This is a genomic window from Shewanella sp. BJSY2023SW007, assembly GCF_047314525.1.
GTDB classification, from domain to species: Bacteria; Pseudomonadota; Gammaproteobacteria; order Enterobacterales; family Shewanellaceae; genus Shewanella; species Shewanella chilikensis.
The window spans coordinates 59255-81976 of record NZ_JBKORL010000095.1; the positions used below are offsets into that span (position 1 = coordinate 59255).

Consider the following 22722-nt stretch of genomic DNA (forward strand, 5'->3'; position numbering starts at 1 on the left):
CCCAATCGGACCGTTCCTGCTCTGACACCCATTAACACCATTCAGTCAAAGTTTGTTTAACTGAATGGTGTTATGTCAAACAAGTTGATTCTTACAGGTCGAGCGCCAAGATTTTCGAGCGGCGATGGTAGTTGTAAAGCTGCTTCTTCTTGCTAGGCAAAGCATCCACCTCCACCAATTCAAAACCATGTTCCAGGAACCAATGAATGCTGCGGGTCGTCAACGCGAATAACCTGGAATAACCACGTACCTTGGCCTGGCCTATAATGTTTTGCAGCAGCAAACTACCACGATCGGCATCGCGATAGTCAGGGTGTACCACCAAACAGGCAAATTCGCCGGCATTGTCCTCTTCAAAGGGATAAAGCGCCGCGCAGCCTATCACCAAGCCATCACGCTCAATCAGCATAAACTGCTCTATTTCTATCTCCAGTTGTTCGCGGGAGCGACGCACCAGGATACCCTGCTCTTCCAGCGGGCGGATCAGGTTGAGTATGCCGCCAATGTCGGCAATGGATGCGCGCCGTAAACGCTCGGCACTCTCAGTGACTATCTGGGTACCTATACCTTCACGAGAAAACAATTCCTGCAACAGGGCACCATCTTCCAGATAGCTGACCAAATGGCAACGGGGTACGCCACTGCGACAGGCATCAATACTGGCCTTGAGAAACGCCATAGTGCCGACGCAACCTTCACCCTGGCCGGCCAGTTTATCGAGAATTTTCTGGGCATCGTTGGGCATCAGTTCGGCAATCACATCACCATTACGGTCCAAAATACCGTTCTGGGAGCTGAAGCCTATCATCTTGTCGGCTTTAAGCTTGATTGCTACTTGAGTCGCTACCTCTTCAGCGGTGAGATTAAAACTCTCGCCGGTGACCGAAGCTGCTATCGGCCCCATCAGGATGATGCAGTTATTTTCCAATTGCCGCTTAAGCCCTTGAACATCAATACGGCGCACCTTGCCGGAGAGGCAATAGTCAATGCCATTGTCGACCCCCAAAGGCTGGGCAATCACAAAATTACCGCTAACCACATTGATCTGAGCTCCCTGCATAGGTGTGTTCGACAAGCTCATGGACAACCTGGCAGTAATATCAAACTGCAAAGAACCAGCCACCTGCTTAATCAGCTTAAGAGTCGCTTCGTCGGTGATCCGTACACCTTGATGGTAGGCGGGCTCAATCTGATGATGAGCCAAGGATTCGTCTATCTGCGGCCGGGCGCCATAAACCAATACCACCTTGATCCCCAAGCTATGCAGCAAAGCAACATCATTGATGATGGAACGAAACTTAGGCTGAGCCAGTGCCTCCCCTCCTAACATCACAACAAATGTCTTGCCCCTGTGGGCATTGACATAGGGAGCAGAATGACGAAAACCATCAACCAATTCTGTGGTACGCACCTTGGGATTTACCTCACACTCGTTAAAGCCGGCAGAAATGAATGCCACACCTGTGGCACGAACAACATAATAATGCATTTAAATTCACTTAAAAAGCATTTGTTTGCAAATACGACCATTTCAACTCCTAACCATTCACATGCAGGACAAGCAATCTCCAAATACTTTTCCAAAGACAACTATCGAGTCAACATTCACAGCCAGGGTTCCAGTTATCGCAAAGAAAGGTATAGCAGGGATCTGTTGAGAATGTATGAACCCTCCAGCGACCCGGAACCTGCGCCATAAGGTTTGCTATCGTCGATGGGCAGATAGACAGGGCCCGCAACTCAGCCTTCCCAAACAAGAAACATTACAGGTAAGAGTTATAGATGCGGCGAATATAGAATCCAAAGTCAAACCCCAAGTGCCGACGTGCTGCCTGCGGGCTCGTACCTGGAAGGAGAGTTTCTGCAAATATCTAAACAACTGCCGCCCGATTATCAATTTTGAATTCAAACGCGGATCAAAATCAGGCTGATTGCTGTACCATATAGCCTCAGTTGCAGAGGCGATATCGAATAGGGCATCACAGCATCGGCCCGGTCTGATTGACATCGGCGACCGACATCTTTAAAACGTCAGCCAAGTTGGCGATAGCGCTACGAGACACAGCAAGGACACGGAACGATGGGACAGCTTATAGGAAATTTCTTCTCGGTAGTTTGGCGAGTTCTCGCTGCGGTTTTTGGTCACTGGCAAGCGCCGCCCTGGATGCATTGGTGCATAAAGCATCCCTTTAAAGCCTTGGGAAGCTTACTGCTGCTATCTGTGCTGACTGTGCTTTGCTGGGGTGGCTGGTATTGGTATCAGCATTTACCCAAGCCCTATACCCTACACTATACGCTCAAGGCGCCGAGGCTGACCGATTACCACCAAGCCAAACCTCAGGTCGCTCCCTTGACCCTGACCTTCAGTGGTTCGGTCGCACCTTTGGACGTCATAGGCAAACCAGTCTCCAAAGGCGTCAGCCTCAGCCCCCAACTCGCCGGGCAGTGGCGCTGGGCCAGTGACAAGCATCTGCAATTTATTCCGGATAACGACTGGCCGATTGCGGAAAAGTTCGCGGTCAGCCTGGATAAGAAGCAGCTGCTGGCAGACCATATCTTACTGGATAAATACCAGAGCGAATTCAGCACAGCCGCCTTCACCGCCACCATCTCTGATGGGCGTCTGTACCAGGATCCGGCCCAGCCGAGTATTCAAAAGCTGGTCGCCACCCTGGCCTTCAGCCACCCGGTGGATACGACCTCGGTCAAACCCCAACTGGCGATATTGCTGAGCCCCGGCTTGACCTACAGCGGCAATGGCGATACCGAAGTCACCTTCGACGACAAGCATCTGTTCGCTTACATACATTCTCCTGCGCTCGCCACACCACTTGAGCAGAGCACTGTAACCCTGGAAGTCAGCAAAGGGATCCTGGCGGCCAGCGGCGGCAACAAGGCAGGCAAGAGCCAATGGCAAGTAGAGGTTCCCGGCCGTTATCAGCTGAGCTTTAAACAGGCTCAGGTCAACTTCGCCTACAACGACAAGGATGAACCCGAGCCGGTACTGACAATGGAAAGCTCACGTCCGGTCAACGACGAAGCGCTTCAAGGCAAGGTACATGCCTGGTTGCTGCCGCTGAAAAATCCCAAGGGAAGCCGTCACTGGTATCAGGAAAATGTCACCGAACAGGTGCTGGCCAAGGCCGACAAACTGACCTTGACCCAGATCCCCGGTGCCGAAGGCCTCAACCAGTTGCACAGCTTCAAGCTGAAAGCTCCGGTCGATCGCTACGTGGCGGTAATGGTGGATAAGGAAGTCGAAGGCCAAGGGGGTTATCTGTCCCGCGATGCCGTGCTGACTGTGCTGCGAATGCCGCAATATCCCAAGGCGCTCAATTTCCTCGGCGAAGGTTCCTTGCTGACTCTGGACGACGATCAACGCCTCGGCTATCTGGCCCGAGGGGTACAAAAGGTGCAGATTGAGGTCGCCCAGTTACTGCCTGATCAGCTCAATGCCCTGATAGATCAAAGCTCGGGCAGCTTTGCCGAGCCCTACCTCAACAACACAGATTTCGACCGTTTGGTCACCCGTCAGGTGTTCAAGCAACAGCTTGCCGGGCGCGATCCCAGCAAGACGCTCTACGGCAGCGTCGACCTCAAGCCCTTCTTCAAGGACAAGCGCGGCATCTTTGTGGTCAAGCTTACTCCGGCCGATGAAAGAGACAGCCAAACCTTCGACTATTACCAAACCGAGGCCCACGATCTGCGCTTTGTGGTCGTGACAGATCTGGGCATACTCGCCAAACGCAGCCGTGATGGCAGCCAGGATCTGTTCGTGCAATCCCTCGGCAAGGGGACTCCGGTGGCAGGAGCCCGGGTGGCCGTCATCGGCCGCAACGGTTTGCCGGTAGCCGAGGCTTTAACCGATGAACGCGGTCATGCAAGCTTTGCCAAGCTTGGCGATCTGCGCCGGGAAAAGACCCCGCTCTACTATCGGGTCGAAAAGGATGGCGATCTCTCCTTCTTACCTTTGGCTGATTGGCGTCGCCAGCTCAATCTGTCCCGTTTCGACACCGGCGGCAGCTATGAAAGCGACGATCCCGGCGCCCTGAGAGCCTACCTCTTCACCGACCGCGGGCTATATCGCCCCGGTGAGACGGCTCATATCGCCAGTTTGGTGCGGGGGCAGGACTGGAGTACCGCCCTGGGTGGCCTGCCGGTGAAAATGCAGATCACCGACCCCCGCGGGGTAACCGTGCTGGATCGCACCTTCAAACTCGATGGCAGCGGCTTTGACAGCCTGGACTTCAGCGCCGGTGAAACCGCGGTTGCCGGTGACTATCTCGCCACTCTGTCCCTTATCAAAGACAGATACCGCCTCACGCGTCTTGGTGATGTCACATTCAAGGTGCGCGACTTCGAGCCGGATCGTATCAAGGTGCGAGTCTATTTGGGCACCGACTTGGGCACCGACAAGCAGTTTGAAGGCTGGCGCACGCCGCAGCAACTCAAGGCCGAGGTCTTGGCCGAGCAACTCTTCGGCGGCCCGGCGAGCGATCGCCGAGTCAGCGGCGAGATGGTGCTGTCACCAACCGATATCAGCTTCAAAGCCTGGCCCGGCTATCGTTTTGGGGTATTGGGCAAGCTCAAGGAATCGTTCCGCGAAGACTTGAGCGAAACCACCACAGACGGCGAAGGCAAGGCCAGCCTGGACTTGGCGCTGGACCGCTTTACCGGCAGCACCTACAAGCTGCACTTGCTGGCTCGGGTATTTGAAGCCGGTTCAGGCCACGGTGTCAGCGCCCAAGACCAGCTACTGGTATCCGATGCCGACTGGTTACTGGGCTACAAGAGCGATGGCGATCTGGACTTCATCAGCAAAGACGGCAAGCGTGTGCTCAACCTGCAAGCCGTTGGCCAGGACCTTCAAGGTGTGGCTACTGAGCTCAAAGTCGAGCGTATCGCCCGGCGCTGGGTGTCTGTGTTGGTGAAACAGAATGACGGCACCTACCGCTATGAATCGCGCCGCAAAGACAAACTGCTGGGCAGCACTGCCCTGAGTCTGGCCGCAAGCGGTGGCCAATTGGAACTCGACACCAGGGAGCCGGGTGATTACCGCCTGCGACTGCTGGATGAAAACGGCCGCCAGTTGAACCAAATAGATTACAGCGTTGCCGGCAGTGGCAACGCCAGTCGCACGCTGGAGCGCAACGCCGAGCTGGAACTGACGCTAAACAAGGCAGAATATCTGCCGGGTGAAAGCATTCAGGTGGCGATTCAGGCCCCTTACAGCGGCGCCGGACTCATCACCATAGAGAGAGACAAGGTCTACGCCTTCAAATGGTTCAAGGCCGACAGCACCCGTTCGTTGCAGAGCATTACCCTGCCGCAAGGCATTGAGGGCAATGCCTATATCAATGTGCAGTTCCTGCGGGCACCGGACTCGGAAGAAGTCTTTATGAGCCCGCTGTCCTATGCCGTGAAACCCTTTAAGGTGGATCTCGGTGAGCGGCGTCAGGCCATCGCCATGAGCCTGCCGGAAAAGGTAAAACCCGGGACGCAACTGGATATCGACCTCAAGCTGCCAAGCAAAGCCAGAGTCGTGGTATTCGGGGTTGATGCCGGTATTTTGCAGGTGGCCCGCTATGAAGCGCCGGATCCGCTGGCGCACTTCTTCGACAAGAAGGCTCTCAGCGTAGATTCGAGCCAAATTCTCGACCTGCTGCTGCCGGATCTCAAGGTGCTGATGCGCCAGGCCGCACCCGGAGGTGACGCCGCCGCGCTGCTGGCAGCCAACCTCAACCCCTTCAAGCGCAAGCGCGCCAAGCCTGTGGTTTACTGGTCGGGTATTCGTGAGTTGGCCGCCGGAGAGCAGCGGCTGCAATATACAGTGCCCGACAGCTTCAACGGCAGTATCCGCTTCTTTGCCGTCAGTGCCACCGAAGGCGGCATAGGCACCAGCGAGGCCAGTGTCGCGGTCAAGGCGCCTGTGGTGATGAGCCCCAATGTGCCGGCTTTCCTGGCACCCGGCGACACCGCCGATGTTACTGTGGGACTCTATAACACAGAAGCCGAGGCGCAGGATGTTACCCTGACCCTCAACCTGAGCGGCGCCCTTCGTAGCGACCTGCAACCGCAGCAGTTCCATATCGAACCGGGCCGTGAGGCCACGGCGCACTTTGCCGTCAAGGCAGGTGAAAATCTGGGTCAAGGGGAGCTCCACTGGAAGCTGGCCACCAGCGAAGGCGAGCTCAAGATCAGCGAGAGCATCTCGGTACGGCCGTTAACGCCCCACCGGTTGACCCTGGCCACGGCTGTGCTCGACCGCTCCGAAGCCAAGCTCAAACTTGACCGTCAGCTGTTTACGCCGTTCAGCAAGGTGGAAGCGGCCCTTGGCAACAGCCCGCTGGTTTGGGCTCAGGGGCTGAGCCACTATCTGGACAACTATCCTCACGCCTGTACCGAGCAGTTGGTATCCAAAGCCGTACCGGCACTGCTGCTGGGCAAGCCCCAGGATAATCTCAATGACTTTAACCAACTCATTGGCCAGTTGCGTAGCCGCCAGAACAGCAGCGGCGGCTTCGGTCTCTGGGCCGCCAACCCGATAGTCGAGCCTATGGTGGCCTTGTATGTGGTAGACATGCTGCTGGACGCCAAGGCCCAGGGTTACCCCGTGCCCCAGGATCTACTGGACAAGGCCAACAGCTATCTATCGAGCGTGAGCTCCGGCCCCAGCAGCGGCCTGGATGAGCTGCGCGAGCGTGCCTATGGCGCGTATCTGCTGGCCCGCCAGGGCGTGCAGGTTAGCGGCGCCCTGGCCGACATCCGCGAGCGTTTGCAGCGCTACTATCCCAAAGATTGGCAAGCAGACATCGCCAGTGCCTGGCTGGCCGCCAGCTTTACCCTGATGCAGCAGCAACAGTTGGCCGAGCCGCTGTGGCAGGCGCAGAAGTGGCAGCTGCTTGAGGATAAGCCCCAGCGCCTCGGCCTCTACCTGGATCCCATGGTGCACGATGCCCAGCTGCTGACACTCATCGCCCGTCAGGCGCCACAGCGCCTGGATGACCTGCCGGAACAGTTGCTGCCGCGCATGGGCCAGTGGCTCAGCGAGCAGCGTTATAGCTCGCTGTCTGCCGGTACTCTGGTGCGGGCGCTGACCGCTCTGGATAACTCCCGCGGCGATCAGGGGCTGTCCATGCAAGCACTGGTCGATAAGGCCTGGCAGGCACTGAGTCTACCCAAGGCTAAGCTGCCCCTCGGCAGTGAAGAGGTGAAATACCAGAAAACCGGCACTAATGATGCCTTCTATCTTCTCAGCCAGCAGGGATTTGACCAAAGCCCGGCCAAGCCTTTCAGCCAAGGGCTGGAGGTGAGCCGCGACTATCTGACCCTGGAACAGCAACCTCTTGGCAAGGTCAAGGTCGGGGATGAATTCCTGGTCAGGCTGCGGCTGCGCTCCACAGATATGGACAAGTTGCAGCAGGTGGTCGTTATAGATCTGCTGCCCGGCGGCGTGGAGCCGGTTTATCGTGACAAGGATGACAGCTTCGACGGCTGGCAGCCGCCTGTAGGCATGGCTCAGCACAGCGACTGGTCGCCACAGTGGCTCAATGTACGCGAAGACCGCTTGGTGCTCTACGGTACCGCCTGGCGCGATGCCAAAACCTTTGTCTACAAGGTACGGGCCACCAATGTCGGCCAGTTCCAGGTGCCGCCCGCCTACGCCGAGGGGCTGTATGATCCCCTGATTCAGGCTCAGGGCCCAAGTGGTGAGTTGGTGATCGAAGCGCCATGAAACGCCGCTATTTGTGCCTGCTGGCCCTGGCAGCCTTGCTGCTGGGGCTGAGACTCTGGCCGGCACAACCTTTTTCAAAGCTGGCGCCCAGTTCCCGCATGGTGTTGGCCGCCGATGGCAGTCTGCTGCGGCTGACGCTGGCCAGTGATGGCCAGTATCGGCTCTGGCAACCCCTGGAAGGGGTTTCAGACAACATGGTGCAAGCCATCTTGCTCAAGGAAGACCGCTATTTTTACTTCCATCCCGGTATCAACCCGGCGGCCACCGCCAGGGCGATAGTCGCTACCTATCTTAAGGATGATCGCCAGGGCGCTTCGACCCTGACCATGCAACTGGCCCGGCGGGTTTACAACATCAACAGCCGCCAGGTTGCCGGGAAACTGCAGCAGATGCTGGCGGCGCTCTGGCTGGAACTGCGTTACTCCAAGCATGATATTCTCGAGGCCTATCTCAATCTGGCGCCCATGGGCGGCAATATTGAAGGTGTTGGCGCTGCCAGCCGCATCTACTTTCATAAAGACGCCGGTGAGCTGTCACTCAGTGAAGCCCTCAGCCTGGCGGTCATGCCGCAAAGCCCGGCGCGCCGCGCCCGCTTCGGTGCCGACTTTCAGGATGCCCGCGACCGTCTGGCGTTGCTCTGGCAACAAAGCTATCGCGACGATCCCCGCAACAACGGCCTGTTGACCCTCACCGCCATCGGCCATGATCGCACTGAGCTGCCATTTCTGGCGCCGCATTTCAGCCGCCGCCTGCTGCGGGATAATAGTGACACCCAAATTCACAGCACTCTGGACGTCAGCCTGCAGACCTTGCTGGAGCGGCGCCTTGGGCTGTATATCGAAAGCCAGCGCCATCTGGGGGTAAAGAATGCCGCCGCAATCCTGGTGGACAGCCGCGATCAGAGCATCAAAGCCTGGATAGGCTCGGCAGACTTCTTCGATACCGATATCCAAGGCCAGGTGGACGGCGTCACCGCCCGCCGCTCGCCGGGTTCAACCCTGAAGCCATTTCTGTTTGGCCTGAGCATAGATCAGGGGCTCATACACCCGCTGAGCATACTCAAGGATGCACCCACCGCCTTTGGCAGTTTCCAACCGGAGAACTTTGACCACAGATTTACCGGCCCCATCAGCGCCCACGATGCCCTGGTCAAGAGCCGCAATCTGCCGGCCGTGTGGCTGGCAGGACAAGTGAACCAACCCAATCTCTACGGCTTCCTGCGCCAGGCCGGTATTCAGGGGCTCAGGGGTGAAAGTCATTATGGTTTATCCCTGGCGCTGGGCGGCGGTGAGCTGACCATGGCGGAGCTGGCGCGGCTGTACCTGATGCTGGCGAGCCAGGGCCACGACTATCCGCTGCGGGATCAACAAAGCCAGCCCATCAGTCCGCAAGGAAAGAGGTTGCTGAGCCCTGCCGCCGCCTTTATGGTGCGGGACATACTCAAGGACAACCCCCGCGCCGACGGCCTGCCCGGCAGCAACTGGACAGTGGCCTGGAAAACAGGTACCTCCTGGGGATATCGCGATGCCTGGAGCGCCGGTATCACAGGCCCCTATGTGTTGGTGGTCTGGGTGGGTAACTTCGACGCCACCCCCAACCCGGCCTTTGTCGGCGTCCGTACCGCCGGGCCCCTGTTCTTCGCCCTCAGCGATGCCTTGCAGGGCGCGCTGCCGGGCACGGCCGACATGGCCAACACGCCGCCGGATACAGTGAAAAAGGTGGCCTTCTGCGCCGCCTCCGGCGAACTGCCCAACCCTTGGTGCCCCAAATTGGTCGATGGCTGGTATATCCCGGGAGTTTCCCCCATCAAGGTCTCCAACTTGCATCGCCCCGTGTGGCTGGATAACAAAACCGGCGCCGCCGTCTGCCCGCCCTACGACTCGGCAATTCACCACCAGGAGGTGTTTGCCTTCTGGCCGTCAGACTTGGCGGCCCTGTTCGAGCAGGCAGGTTTACCCCGCAGGAGGCCGCCGGAGCTTCCGGCCGCCTGCAGCCAAAGAGTCGCGGTCAGCTACTCGGCCCCGCTTATCCGCTCCCCCTTGAAAGGCGTCACCTACAGCCTGCGCCAAAGCGTGGCCAATGAACACATAGCCCTCAAGGCCGATGCCGCCTCCGACAGCCAAATACTCTACTGGTTTGCCGGTAACAGCCTGCTCGGCCAGAGCCTGCCGGGCCAAACCCTGGAATGGCGCCCGCCCAGAGCCGGACGCTTCCAACTGTCGGTCAGCGACGACAAAGGCCGCAGCGCCAGCAGACTACTTCGAGTGGACATGCTGCCTTGAGCCGGGCCGCTATTTAGATCACCTCAGTTTCGACCTCTTCAGCCCCACAAATGCAGGACGTTCGGATTTTGCTGGGGTTGAGTGATAAATCCTCGTTGTGGAGGGAGCACGGCAAGGCTCAAGTGCAATTCACCAGAAAACCTTTCTACGCTGCCTGAGCGGCAGTGAACGAGTTACCTGCTATGACAAACATCCTAGTAACTTTCTAAGCTGCCTGAGCGGCAGTGAACATTTGAGCCATTCGAGTTTAAGCCATTCGACTTTTCTAAGCTGCCTGGGCGGCAGTGAACTTAGCTGGATTGCTTGCTTCACCTGTGGTTATTTTCTAAGCTGCCTGGGCGGCAGTGAACTGGGGTGATGATGAGGTGTCGCGCCTAGTGATTTTCTAAGCTGCCTGGGCGGCAGTGAACAAACCAAAATCAGAGCGCGAATTATTTGTTGATTTCTAAGCTGCCTGGGCGGCAGTGAACAAAATCCTTCATGGTCGCCTCTGCGTTCCACATTTCTAAGCTGCCTGGGCGGCAGTGAACCAAGAGCGAAAACATCATCTACACCAGCAACGTTTCTAAGCTGCCTGGGCGGCAGTGAACCAACCAGCATTGTGGCGTGATAAGCCAGTAGATTTCTAAGCTGCCTGGGCGGCAGTGAACCTGCCGCAGCCTGACGAGCAAAACCAGCAGGCTTTCTAAGCTGCCTGGGCGGCAGTGAACACCCACAAAACAAAGACGAATTTGGCGAGTGTTTTCTAAGCTGCCTGGGCGGCAGTGAACCCATCACGGTACAAAGCAGAATATGCGGAGCATTTCTAAGCTGCCTGGGCGGCAGTGAACTTACATTCCTCCTACTTTTCATTTACTAAAAATTTCTAAGCTGCCTGGGCGGCAGTGAACGTTTGATAAATATTAATTGGTTGTTGTTTTATTTTCTAAGCTGCCTGGGCGGCAGTGAACATAGTAAACAACCCTGTGCCCGTTAACCGTGATTTCTAAGCTGCCTGGGCGGCAGTGAACGCCTGCCAGGTATCTAAGGGGGCGTTATGTTTTTTCTAAGCTGCCTGGGCGGCAGTGAACAACACATCTACGTTTGACGGTACAGGGAAACATTTCTAAGCTGCCTGGGCGGCAGTGAACTTTTGTTAAGTCAGGAACTAGAGGATGGATAATTTCTAAGCTGCCTGGGCGGCAGTGAACATCTAAAGAGTAAACAGAAAAACCCATCGAAATTTCTAAGCTGCCTGGGCGGCAGTTAACTTGTATGTGAACGTGTCAGAGTTATCAAGTGTTTTCTAAGCTGCCTGGGCGGCAGTGAACCTGACCATGCTGGACGGTGACGCCTCAATTAATTTCTAAGCTGCCTGGGCGGCAGTGAACAACGGTAGAATCTTAATCTTATCTTCATTCTATTTCTAAGCTGCCTGGGCGGCAGTGAACTCTGGGTGAGGCTCGAATTGCAAATCGAGATTTTTCTAAGCTGCCTGGGCGGCAGTGAACCACTTGGCCAAGGAGCGTGAACGGCTTGATAATTTCTAAGCTGCCTGGGCGGCAGTGAACCGGTACTTATTGTGACGGCCTCTGCGCATACATTTCTAAGCTGCCTGGGCGGCAGTGAACGGGCTCTGACCTTAAAGAGACTATGAACCACTTTTCTAAGCTGCCTGGGCGGCAGTGAACGTTTGCAGGAAACTTTTCTCTTGCCTCGTCGCTTTCTAAGCTGCCTGGGCGGCAGTGAACGCCATAAGGCCATAAGCGGCAGCTTCCAGAGCTTTCTAAGCTGCCTGGGCGGCAGTGAACACCAACCCCGTAACCGGACGCGAACACCAAAATTTCTAAGCTGCCTGGGCGGCAGTGAACAACTGCCGGAATGCGTCCTTGTTGGCGTCATTTTTCTAAGCTGCCTGGGCGGCAGTGAACGAATCACCTTATCTTGATATGATACACGGTCATTTCTAAGCTGCCTGGGCGGCAGTGAACGTTACGAGAATCGTGTAATAAACAAAACGTTTTTTCTAAGCTGCCTGGGCGGCAGTGAACAGAGGAACGGTCAGCCCTGAAAAGTCCAGTAATTTCTAAGCTGCCTGGGCGGCAGTGAACCTGGCCGTATTCGCTGGGCTCGCCAGCAGTGTTTTCTAAGCTGCCTGGGCGGCAGTGAACTGTACCGGGGTCACAACCTATCTCACCAGGTTTTTCTAAGCTGCCTGGGCGGCAGTGAACTGGAATCCCACTTACACGCAGTCGTTCCATAATTTCTAAGCTGCCTGGGCGGCAGTGAACAATAGAATAAATCAATAAAAGAAAGTCACAACAGGTGGTTAGGATAAAAAACCTATTTTTACCCTGTTGAATACCACCTGTTGTAACTGATTGTATATAAAGCTTATTTTTAAAGAGCAAAAATAAAGGGTAAAACTCACCCTTTGATGCTTAAAAGTGCGGTACTGTTCCAAGCGATGCAATACCATTAACTTTACGACTCAGCCCGTAGCAATCGAACTGCCCATCCACAGGTGTACTTTGCGGATATCTTTCGATAAACAGCGGGAACTTGCTGTTTTTGTCCGGCGAACGTTGTTTCGTTTGCTGGCTGTGCAAGAAGATAAATGGCAAATCACACTGCCCAGTCGGTTTGCTTTTTTCAAGATCGGTTAAGCACTCGGCCAGCAGCTTGCCCGACTTTGCAGCCCATAATGCCGCCTTTTGCTGCATAGCCCGCTCAATCCGCTCAGGCGATTTCACCTGTTTGCGTACAAAGCTCACGTAGGAAACATCACTCGGTACGGGTTTGATCCCTTTAATATGCGCATAGTCTTCGAACCGATTCAGCCATTGGTGAATGGCTAGCTTTTCCAATGACGCTTGTTCTTTGGCAAAGAGGCGCAATTTACTGCCCAGGGGAAACTTAGCCCGGAGATAATCAGGAAAGCCAACCGCAACACTAGACTGATTTGCATCCACTTTGTGTTCAACAAGTGCAATATGCACTTGTTGAAACACGTTTTGCCAAAGAAAACCAAGCGAGATATCGACATCCGGTAGTAGGGTAATTTCTTGGTAGTAGTTCATTACCGCCACCTATTTATCACTTTCGCCGAATACCCCGCCGCGCACCAACACGGCCACCACATAATGCTCATCTTCTTCACGCGGTAGTGGTTCTCCACGAGCCCACTTGTCAAAGAAGCTGTAAAAATCCTGCTTATCTTTCGGAGTGCGGAATGCTTTACCCAAATTGGTCACTGCGCCATAAGGTTCTATGGCAATCGCCCCTGCACTTTGTTCTGCCAAAGCGTATTCTGGATACCAGGTATCAATAGAACGCAATGCATTACCTATTTTTTGTGAGTGCATCGCTGCATGTTCATTAACGGCATAAAGAATTTTACTTTTCTTGGTTTTGCTATTGCCTTTATCCAACACTAGCTCTTCACTTGGATAAACTTCTTGCGCTTTACCCACTTTTGCGTAGCAGTCAATTTGCAGCATCAGGTGTTCGGACTTACTGGCCAAGGCCTTGGCAATGCGTTCAGCCAAACTACTCACTTGTTCGTCGTTATGATCGAAATGGCGGGTGCTGAACTTTTTGGCGTCAAACGTCCAAGTTTGCTCCGCCCCTTTATTAAGCGCCTTAACTTGCACTTCAATTTCTTCAGCACCCACTCGGTTACGCCATAAGAAACGCGCGTTTGCCAGGTTAGTGGCGTAGCGTTTTGCCAATTCAAAACAACCATGTTTGGCAATGTACTGCTCAACTGCGGCACTATAGCTCTGTTTGAATTGCGCATTATTACAAGCCGAAGGTTGAGCTAAACCACCCAACACTTTTAGGGTGAAATGGAGTTTAAGAGTGTCTTGATCTTGCCCCAGAGCACAGGCATCGACACGTTGTAAGTTTGCTTTCTCCACTTCGGCATTTAACTTAAGCGGATCATTTTTTACTGCCGCTTTTAAACGGTTAGAAATGGTTCCACGTACCGATTTTTCTTGTAACGATAAAGGAGTGCCCTGTTCTTTAGCGTCCCAGCTAGTGCCAAATAGATAGCCATCTGATGGGACTAGTTTCTTCTCAAATGCCAAGACTGAAGCGGTGTCGTTAATTTTAGCCATGAGATTGTTCCTTATTCATGTTCGTTGATAGCGTTAACTTGCTGACAAAGGTAAAGATCGTTTTCTAAATCGGAGTGGTATTGCCAAAGGGCGTCATCGAGGTTTTTAATTTTGTGTGCCATAACAAACTCACCTAGCGTGACCACACTTTCAGCAAAGCGGTGCGGCACTGATGGATCGCGTTGATTTTTCGCCTCACCTAATGGCGAAATCCCCTGAAACCCAGTGGCAATCGGCACAATCCAGCCACTCGTCTTGCGTTGGCTATGCCAAACAACACTGCCATCTTCAAGCTGTTCACAATTGTGGTTAACGCTGAGGTAGCCAAGCAGTGCATCTAATGCATCATCGCCTTGCTGCATGGCCTCTATCATTAGATCGTGCCGTTCTAGCAGCAGATAGCCCGGCATCAGTTGACGTAGAACTCGCGTCGTATCCTCTTCTGTCACCACTGAGCCGATTGCGGGCTTTCCTATACAGATGACATCACCACCCGCTACTTTCATGGTGGCGATGACCGCTTGCAATTGCCCTGCAAAATCAGGATATTGCACCTGTTCCTCATCGCCACTCCACTCAATCACTAAAGAGACGTCTAAATGACAGCGTGCTTCCTCGATAAATGCCGAGCGTGAACCATCCTTATCGAGTGGGTTACCTGTACCAATGATTGAATGGACAAAATCGCCCTCACCTTTGTGAGTTTGTACATCACAGCAATGACTGACAACGGCGACACTGTGCAGCATTAACTCAGACAGACCGGCTTGGTTCAATTTGCGCTCCAAAGCGTGGACAAACCCTAACCATGCTGTCATGGCCGGAAAACCGATGGTAAAAGGGCTTGAGAGTGCATTGGCGTTGTGAATTTTAATATGGGGCAAAATCAGCACTCTCATCGAAAGTTCTCCCTATTGCTGGCAACCACTGTCTCAATGGCCAAGAGTTCTTGATCGGCCAGTAATAAGGGGTTGCTGATGACTTTGCTGCGGCTGTAGTGGTTGATTAAACCACGGGCAATTTGACGAGTGATTTTATCGAGCCACTCATTCTCTTGTTCTCGCTGCGACTCAAATTCAGGGTACAACCAAACTTTTTGCTCCAATGGCAATTCGCTTGGTAGATCGCCTTGATGGCCAGTGAGAAAAAGGCGCACTTGCCACATTTTTTCAATAACCAAATCAACGTATTGCTGAATACGGTAATCGCGTCCATCACGGATATTGATGTTGTTATAGTCGGCTTTAAACAGCCGATGCAACGCTTCCAACACCTCCTTGGCTTGCCAAGCAGTAAAACACTCTTTGAAAAAGTCCGTCTTAGGCAAGCGGATTTCTCTGGGTTTTAAATTAGGCGGAATGGATGGAAGAAGATGGGCTTTTCCCGCATTTTGGTTATTGAGCACGCTGATGTTTTGAGGTTTTGTACCGCCAAAGCCAATGGTCGTTAGACCAAATATTTCTTGATAGCCCTCCGGGTGAAATCGATTGGCTTTTTTGCTCTCTCTGGCCTCTTTGACAAGCTCCCCAAATCGCATTGCATCAAGTCGTTTGCGTAATTCAAAAAGATGGCCTGAATGGGTCAATAGCGACAATAAATGATATTCACCTTCGGCTACCGGGAAATAGACCTGCTTAATCTTCGAGCTGGATACCGAAGCTTGATCGCTATCGATCATTTTTAAAAAACCGTCTCGTAGCGTCTGATAATCACAGGTTGGCACCTCAAGCAACTGGCGAGCCAACTCACTTTCTTGTTCAATATGCACGAGCAGAGAGCGTTGATCGCTCATCGGCAAGCTCAGGAACTTATACACGTCCAATGCCGCTGCATTACCGAGTGCATCAGGCTCTACCGCCACATTGCCTGATCGCAGAAAGCCATCGACACTCGGTTTATTCTTGGCAATTATCGATGAAACATAGCCATTTTTGTTCTTTCGCGCACTCGGATGACTAAAGGTGCAGGGATGTGAGGCTATTGAGATTTGCCCAGCCCTTTTAGCGGCATCGGGTAACCAATTTGCCAACAAAAAGTTTTGCTCACACTCCCGCTGTTTTTCCAATACTTCTGATTCTTGCATCGAGGTACTGACATTTTTCTTAAGCCAGGCTTCTTTGCGCTCGGCAAAAAAGGTGGCTATTGCTGGATCTAACACGGTAAATCCCTCCACTATTTGACCTTAACCAAGCCTAATTGGTCGTTGTAACTGTATTGCTGACTTCCTTCCCGGTAGATAAAACTGATTTCTCCGTATCGTACTGACGTGACAAACTCCTGCTCAGGGCTTGGACTGTATAAACTGACTAACTCACTGTAATCACGCTGTAGCCAAAGCTTCTGTTGTTGGGTTGATGGAAACGGTAGATGTTCAATATTCAAGGTGCGTTCAATCGGGTGTAAGCCGCCCTGATCTTCACGCAAACAAAACTCAATGCTGCGCGCTTTTTTAACTAAGTAGATTTGCACTGAGGGTTCACTTTTACGAAAGCGTTTGAAGTATTGCGGCAATGCCGTAAGCCACCAGTAGCCATGAATATGACCGTGTAAATGCTCACACCAACAAGATTGACGCTGGCTTTCCCGACGGTTGCGGCTGAATCTATCCCGGCGGTTAACTTCGCTTACTTCTGACTTGCCGATTTGATCCGTGCCGCATGTTTTGGCGGTGGCAAAGTGCTCCAAATCTGCCAAGTTTTTTTGTGGCTCCAACGTCGCTCGCTTCTGAATTCGAGCAACTGCATTAACCGATTGCAGCAATGGCTTTTCGTCCACCAACTGGGTTAAGTCATGAGTGACGAGCTGAGTAGTTCGGTCGGTTTCATAGCCAGGACGGTTAAATACTCGCTCTTCTCCCCCCTTGAACCCTTTGAGGTTGTACTGCAACAAGCCAATATTGGGCACAGGAATTTCTCCATCACGGTGCCTGCGTACACGGCCTGCCATTTGAATAATCGAACGAAAAGAAGAGGGCTCTATCACCGCCCAATCAAAGTCATGGTCGCGCCCCACTTCTTCCACAGGCGTCGTCACCAAAATAAAGATCATATTTTTTGCAGAACAGGCATCCAAATGACCGCGAATAATGGGATGGCTGAAGGCAACCGGTAATTCGTTCGCTGCTTCTTTACGCTTAAGCACCTCATCCAGATGCTTTTCTTGCTCGTGGCGCAGCAACAGCACTTGCTGACTATGGTAAGCCATACAACGTACTTCGGTATCTGCAGGCCAATCACAACTGAGCAAGTACTTGGTTAGCTCGACACAGGGTTGAATATTGGCAAGGCGCACCACACCAAAGGAAACTTGAATTTGGCTTTGGGGATCTAAGGTAAAGTGGTGCCGGTGTTTAGCCAGCACCGCTTGCTTTACCGTTGCAAAATACTGAGTATCAAGCGGTAAATCAGGTTGTTTGAGGCAGGGGATAATTTCGGCTTTACGTTTGGCGGTTTGCTGTTTGAGCTTCTCGACCCGTTTATTGATAAAGCCTTGTTGCAAGGCCCGGTAAGCCTCCAAGTCATAATCATTGCTCCCCACCAACTGAGTATGTGCCGTAAATTCATCAATATAAATACAATTAATGCTGGCGTTTCGGTCACGACTGGCGGCAAATACTGCCCACCCCTGGCGATAGGCATTATACAAACCGAGTGCTAAATCCGGCGGGATGGTGGCAGAGGAAATCATGACTTTTCGCCCCAGCATACCGGCCAAATGAACGAGTCTGCCAATCGCAATCAGATCGTCGCCAGTAAAATCATCGATTTCATCTATCACCAAGTCGGATGACATTAACCGTAAGCAAGGCAATATATAACGCCCACCCCGTTTGGTTTCGGTAGCCGCCATAATATGATCTATGGTGCAAGCCAGTACCGGGGCATAAAGCAACTTGCGATCTTTTTCCTTGATTAAAACTGTAGTGAGCTCTTCTTCGGGCAATACGCCCTGCCAATGCAGTTCATCAGTTTCTTCTTGCAAGCTTTCCATCGATTCAGAGCCAAGCTCAGCTTGATTAAGTTCCACTTCCTCCTTATCGACTTGCGCACCAGTCTGGTGATGTAACTCGTAAATCGCCTTAGAGCCAATGAGCACAGCGAGATCTTTATCTTGCAGTTTGAGCCGCTGTTTGTATTCATCACCAGTTTGCAAAGTAAGGGTGCGCAAACCAAGCGCGAGAATAAAACGCAGACTTTCACCATCCTCCGAGAGCGCCTGCATGATTTTGGCGTTAGCCATGGTTTTCCCACAGCCAGTACTCGCCATGTTGACCACAAAATAACCTTGGCTTTTATCTTCAGTATGCTCACGCCACTCGATAATTTTACGTACCGCTTTGTCTTGCCAACGGAACGCTTTTGGGGTGCTGCTCTTGGGTGTCAGCTCGGTGAGTTCAGTCGCTTTTAGCGGCTCAGATTCAAAAAAGGGCAGCAACTTCACCGTATTCACCGCCACCCTGGCGACATTAACCAAATGTTCATCCAGCTTTTGTTTACGCTCTTTGGTCTTGGGATCTGTATTAGCGTACAGCTCGGTTGAAACCTTCCAACTAGGATCATTGGCTTGCGAGGAGTAATAATGGTCGCCCAGCATCAAGCACAACCGTGCATGGTGTAAAACCACGCGCCAGCTGCCGTCATTCATCGCTTGATCTAACAAAGGCAACTGATGCAATAAATCCTTCGCACGGCGTTTTAGCTCAGCAAGCCAAATAGAGGAATTGGAGAGCAGCCCTAACGGAAATTCAAAACATTTCGGCAGCAGCGCGTTGTACTCATCAAAGCGGTTTTCATAGCCCCATGCTGGGGTAATTCTGGCAAGTAAATCCGCCAACGACGAGTTATCAGCTTCTCGTTGTCTATCACACAAGTCTTTCTCTTTGGGTAGAGGCAGGCGGTGATGAGAAACGATCAGCCAAGCGATCAAAGCCGCCGCTGTCGGCAATTCGGCAAGTGCTTTCTCTTTTTGTAAAACGTTGGTGTTAAAGCAAGTTTCATCAATGCCTTTATCAATCAATGAATTTAGCCAAACCTCATCAAGACGTTCATGTGTTTGATTGGAAATCCATTGCTGAAAAAGCAAACAAGAGATCCACTCATGGCGCAGTGGATCGCCTTTATGCTGGGTTTTAATCTCTGGGTTTAATTTTTCCTGAAACAGTAAAGAAGCCTTCCCCCAATCGTGCAGCAAAGCGGCCATTCCGGTTATCGCTTTAATCAGTGGCAAATATTTCCAATCACTTTCATAGTCGCTGTTGAGTAAATCTTTCTCAGTACTGTTAACTGGCACCACACCTTCCAAATTAAATTTCTTTTTATTCCCCACCACCCATAAAAACTGGCTGCGGGAGCGAGAGCGGATCCAATGGCAACTGACGGCAGTGCTGCGGCTGGCGGTTTGACGTAGCATTTTTTTCACCGTTAACAATCCCTCTTCGGTGATCAGGGTTTGCCAGGTGTTATCGCCAATCCGGTTGGCAAAAGCATCCAGTACGCGACGGGTTTTCTTAAGCGCGTTTTTTTCACACTGAGAAACAAAGGTGACCATCATAATGGGATTACCTCGCGCTCTTGTTCACCCTGACCTCCCAGGGCAACGCGTTTTACTGTGTCAAACATAAAGTCGAGGGCTTTGTGCTCAATAAAGGCTTGCAATATTTGCTGGCGAAACTCTTGTTCGGTTGCGTTTTCTTTGGCACAAACAAAGGCCCAGGGCAGCACAATGGCGTCTTTGATTAAATCGGCCACATCAAACACCAAAGCACCGCGGCGGGTTTTACCATGCATCACGGCAAAGCCATGCGGAATCCCCAATATCCACAAACAGCTTGCTGCCAAACCATAAGCTAAGTAGTTGCCATGGTTTAAAAAGTCGTTGGCTTTGTCGGTACATTTTTTGTCGGATTGTTGTTGGCGAGAAAAACCCTCTTTGCCGGTATTATTGGCCGCGTATCTGTATAGAACTTTGGTTAATTGCGCTTCGGTAAGCAGCAGCTCTGAGGATTGACTGGCTGCCACTGTGCGCTTGTGGAAGGTTTCAAGTGATTGTTGGATAACCTGATCCTGAACATTGAACTTTTCCAGAGCGAGTTCACGGTCAGTGCGCCACACCTTTTGTAAGTAGTCGATTCGGGCATTTTGAAATTGTTTCGCGGCGGCTAAGCGCTTTTCATCATCAAACCAAAATGAGAGCCAGCCTTGCAGGTATTCGGTAGGGCGATATTCACTTTGCGGTGTAAACCATTCCACTTCGGTCGCCATATGCAACGGTGTGCCGCCACCGCCACAAAACCCTACCAGTACTCCGGCCTGCGAGAGCATACGCATTGCGGCCTGAGTAATTGATGTACCGTTGCCAAGCAGCAAGACTGTGGTGTTGGCGATAGGGATATTGAAGTAGAGGTTTTCTTTATCAGCTTCGGTTAAATAGAGTACTCGGCCATCTTTTTGCATTACGCGGCAATATTCGAGGTAATACATGTTGGCGCGTTTTGAGTGCAGAATCACTTTAAGATCAGAGGGTGAGAAATCGTCCATTTAAATACCTCGGCGTTAGATATCAGTTACTTTTACCCAACTTTCCTATTGCCACCAATACTGTACAGACACTCAGGTTAACTGAGTTTACCTTGGCTCAAACCATGCCGGTCCTAGCTATTGAATAACCACTGCTTGATGTCATTTCGGTTTACCAGCACCAACTGCTGAGCCTCTGGAGTGCCATCCAGATACTTGGTATTGACCTGCATTTCCCTGAGCAGGTAATCCACCAAGGCTGCCCGGCACTGAATAATGAGTTGTCCCCCCTCCATCTGATAATCCTTGGCCAGCACTTGTTGTTGCTGGGCTGTCAGGCGGGGATCCGGAGCCAGAATTACCGCCAGCATGGTCTGCCAGGCCGAGTCATCTTTTACAGTTTGATGGGCGATGCCCTCCACAACAGGAATTCCCCGAAAGCGGCTCAGGACAAGATCGCGAAAAGCCGCTGACTTTTCGCAGTAGCCCCGAACATGGTAGCGGCTGCCGGCCTTGACTAAGGTGTGGGGGGTAAAAATTCGGCCTTCATCTTCGGGATTGGATAGAGAGACATATTCCACCTCAAGCCTGAGGTTTTGCTCGATGGCATTAATCAAACCGGCGAGGACATGGCGGCAAGTGTTGCGTTCCGGCAATGCCATTCGGGTGGCACAGGAGCCATTCAAGGGGCGGGGCTGAGCAAAGTAACCTGTCTCGTACCAGAGGAAAAAATCATCCAGGGAAGCAGATGAGTAGCTGAGACTGGCATGCTCTGCAAACCCAAAACAGGCCTTATCGAGCTTTATCAGGGCGCCTGGGTGCAATTCCCGGTATTTGGCCAAATCTTTGTGGGCTTGCTGACGGGTAATGGCAAATTGGTGTTCGATATCTTTATTGCGGACTCTCCCTTTCCAAAAGGCCAACATCTCAAGAAAAGCAAATCGCTCTATCGGCAACTTACAATTGCTCACCTTACCCTCCATGGACATTTAACTGTCGTCACCTGAACATAAATTCAGTCTGCCATAGCCCCATGTCAACGAGTAGGTCTGATGGCGAAATATTCGACACGCATCATACCGTATAAAAGACTGTAAGCTGAATGCCTTAGAAAGGTGAGAACAAATCCCTTGCATACTCTGCATTGGCCTATAGGCTTGGATGCATGGTGTGATTCGCAGCAACTCACCAAGCAGTTACGGCCCTGAGCCGCTATCCACTCCAATTGCAAAATGTGATTAACCAAGCAAAACGGTCAAGTTTTATTGGCCTAAGCTTGGCTAAAGCTAAAGATGCTTTTATTATGCATGTAAATTGATAATACAGAGAGCATCCTATGTCAGCGCAAATCTCCCTCGAACGCAGAGTCGGCGAACTGGTCGCCGAAGACTTCCGTAACGCCCATGTTTTCAGCCGTTTTGGTATCGACTTTTGCTGTGGCGGTGGCCGCTCATTGGCATCGGCCTGCGAGCGAGCCGACGCCGAGCCCACCGAGGTACTGCACGCCTTGAACCAACTGGCCGCAGAGGGCACGCCGGACGATGCCTTGGCCAAATTGCCACTTGGTGAGCTTATCGACCATATCGAAGCGACCCACCACAAGTACATACGCGATACCGCACCGCTGCTGCTGGAATATGCCCAGAAGATGGTGCGGGCCCACGGTGAGCATTATGAAGAGATCAAACCCTTGGCCGGTTGGATCCGCGCCCTGATGGACGACCTCTTGCCCCACCTGCAAAAAGAGGAACAGATACTGTTTCCGGCCATTCGTGCCCTGAGTCAAGGGCAAGAGTTCAACACCTGTTTCGGCCATATAGGCAATCCTATCCGGGCAATGGAATATGAGCATGATGAGGCGGGGCAAATTCTGGCCAAGCTGCAGCAGTTGACCAATCACTACCAGGCCCCTGAGCATGCCTGCACTACCTGGCGGGTATGCTATGCCACCCTGGCCGAATTTGAAGCCGATTTGCACCGCCACATCCACCTGGAAAATAACCTCTTGTTTCCCAAAGCTCTGGCACTGGTGGACTGAGGGCTGTTCAAATCCCGGCTGACTTGCTACAACTGCATTAACAGCAGTAAAC

The 22722-nt window shown here is 52.5% G+C and carries 11 protein-coding genes and 1 CRISPR repeat array; of the genes, 3 read left to right on the forward strand and 8 right to left on the reverse strand.

The genetic code is table 11. The features are described 5' to 3' along the window. Positions 1 to 91: 91 nt before the first annotated feature. On the reverse strand, positions 92 to 1411 hold the full coding sequence (gene argA / locus ACMHXE_RS16510) for an amino-acid N-acetyltransferase (protein ID WP_101054770.1): 1320 nt from the start codon (positions 1409 to 1411) through the stop codon (positions 92 to 94). Between the two features lie 669 nt (positions 1412 to 2080). Between argA and ACMHXE_RS16515 the strand changes: the two genes are divergently transcribed. Both ACMHXE_RS16515 and pbpC read left to right on the forward strand, forming a co-directional pair. Continuing rightward, positions 2081 to 7735 (forward strand): MG2 domain-containing protein, encoded by a 5655-nt coding sequence (locus ACMHXE_RS16515; RefSeq protein WP_413732822.1) that lies wholly within the window; start codon positions 2081 to 2083, stop codon positions 7733 to 7735. Further along, positions 7732 to 10017: a penicillin-binding protein 1C gene (pbpC, locus tag ACMHXE_RS16520; RefSeq protein ID WP_413732824.1), complete on the forward strand. Its 2286-nt coding sequence runs from the start codon at positions 7732 to 7734 to the stop codon at positions 10015 to 10017. The genes ACMHXE_RS16515 and pbpC overlap by 4 nt, the downstream gene beginning before the upstream one ends. Positions 10018 to 10159: 142 nt before the next feature. Next, positions 10160 to 12287: a CRISPR direct-repeat array (repeat unit 28 nt; unit sequence TTTCTAAGCTGCCTGGGCGGCAGTGAAC). A 150-nt stretch (positions 12288 to 12437) separates the two neighbouring features. Here the strand turns inward: pbpC and cas6f are convergent. From cas6f to ACMHXE_RS16555, 7 genes are all read right to left on the reverse strand, one after another. Continuing rightward, entirely contained in the window at positions 12438 to 13076 is a 639-nt protein-coding gene (cas6f, locus tag ACMHXE_RS16525) for a type I-F CRISPR-associated endoribonuclease Cas6/Csy4 (RefSeq protein WP_413732826.1), read from the reverse strand. Between the two features lie 9 nt (positions 13077 to 13085). Continuing rightward, positions 13086 to 14117, reverse strand: coding sequence for a type I-F CRISPR-associated protein Csy3 (csy3, locus tag ACMHXE_RS16530; RefSeq protein WP_335921457.1), 1032 nt, complete (start codon positions 14115 to 14117; stop codon positions 13086 to 13088). Positions 14118 to 14128: 11 nt separating this feature from the next. Beyond that, a complete protein-coding gene (gene csy2 / locus ACMHXE_RS16535; RefSeq protein WP_413732828.1) occupies positions 14129 to 15016 on the reverse strand; it encodes a type I-F CRISPR-associated protein Csy2 in 888 nt (295 codons plus the stop codon). Next, the gene (gene csy1, locus ACMHXE_RS16540) at positions 15013 to 16275 is read right to left on the reverse strand and encodes a type I-F CRISPR-associated protein Csy1 (protein ID WP_413732830.1); all 1263 of its coding nucleotides are present in this window, start codon (positions 16273 to 16275) and stop codon (positions 15013 to 15015) included. The genes csy2 and csy1 overlap by 4 nt, the downstream gene beginning before the upstream one ends. A gap of 14 nt (positions 16276 to 16289) precedes the next feature. Beyond that, positions 16290 to 19667 (reverse strand): type I-F CRISPR-associated helicase Cas3f, encoded by a 3378-nt coding sequence (gene cas3f, locus ACMHXE_RS16545; RefSeq protein WP_413732832.1) that lies wholly within the window; start codon positions 19665 to 19667, stop codon positions 16290 to 16292. Further along, positions 19664 to 20653, reverse strand: coding sequence for a type I-F CRISPR-associated endonuclease Cas1f (gene cas1f, locus ACMHXE_RS16550; protein WP_413732834.1), 990 nt, complete (start codon positions 20651 to 20653; stop codon positions 19664 to 19666). Before cas1f ends, cas3f begins: the two co-directional genes overlap by 4 nt. Positions 20654 to 20766: 113 nt before the next feature. Then, the gene (locus tag ACMHXE_RS16555; RefSeq protein ID WP_197021478.1) at positions 20767 to 21603 is read right to left on the reverse strand and encodes a WYL domain-containing protein; all 837 of its coding nucleotides are present in this window, start codon (positions 21601 to 21603) and stop codon (positions 20767 to 20769) included. A gap of 365 nt (positions 21604 to 21968) precedes the next feature. Between ACMHXE_RS16555 and ric the strand changes: the two genes are divergently transcribed. After that, positions 21969 to 22670, forward strand: coding sequence for an iron-sulfur cluster repair di-iron protein (ric, locus tag ACMHXE_RS16560; protein WP_412495890.1), 702 nt, complete (start codon positions 21969 to 21971; stop codon positions 22668 to 22670). Positions 22671 to 22722: the final 52 nt, after the last annotated feature.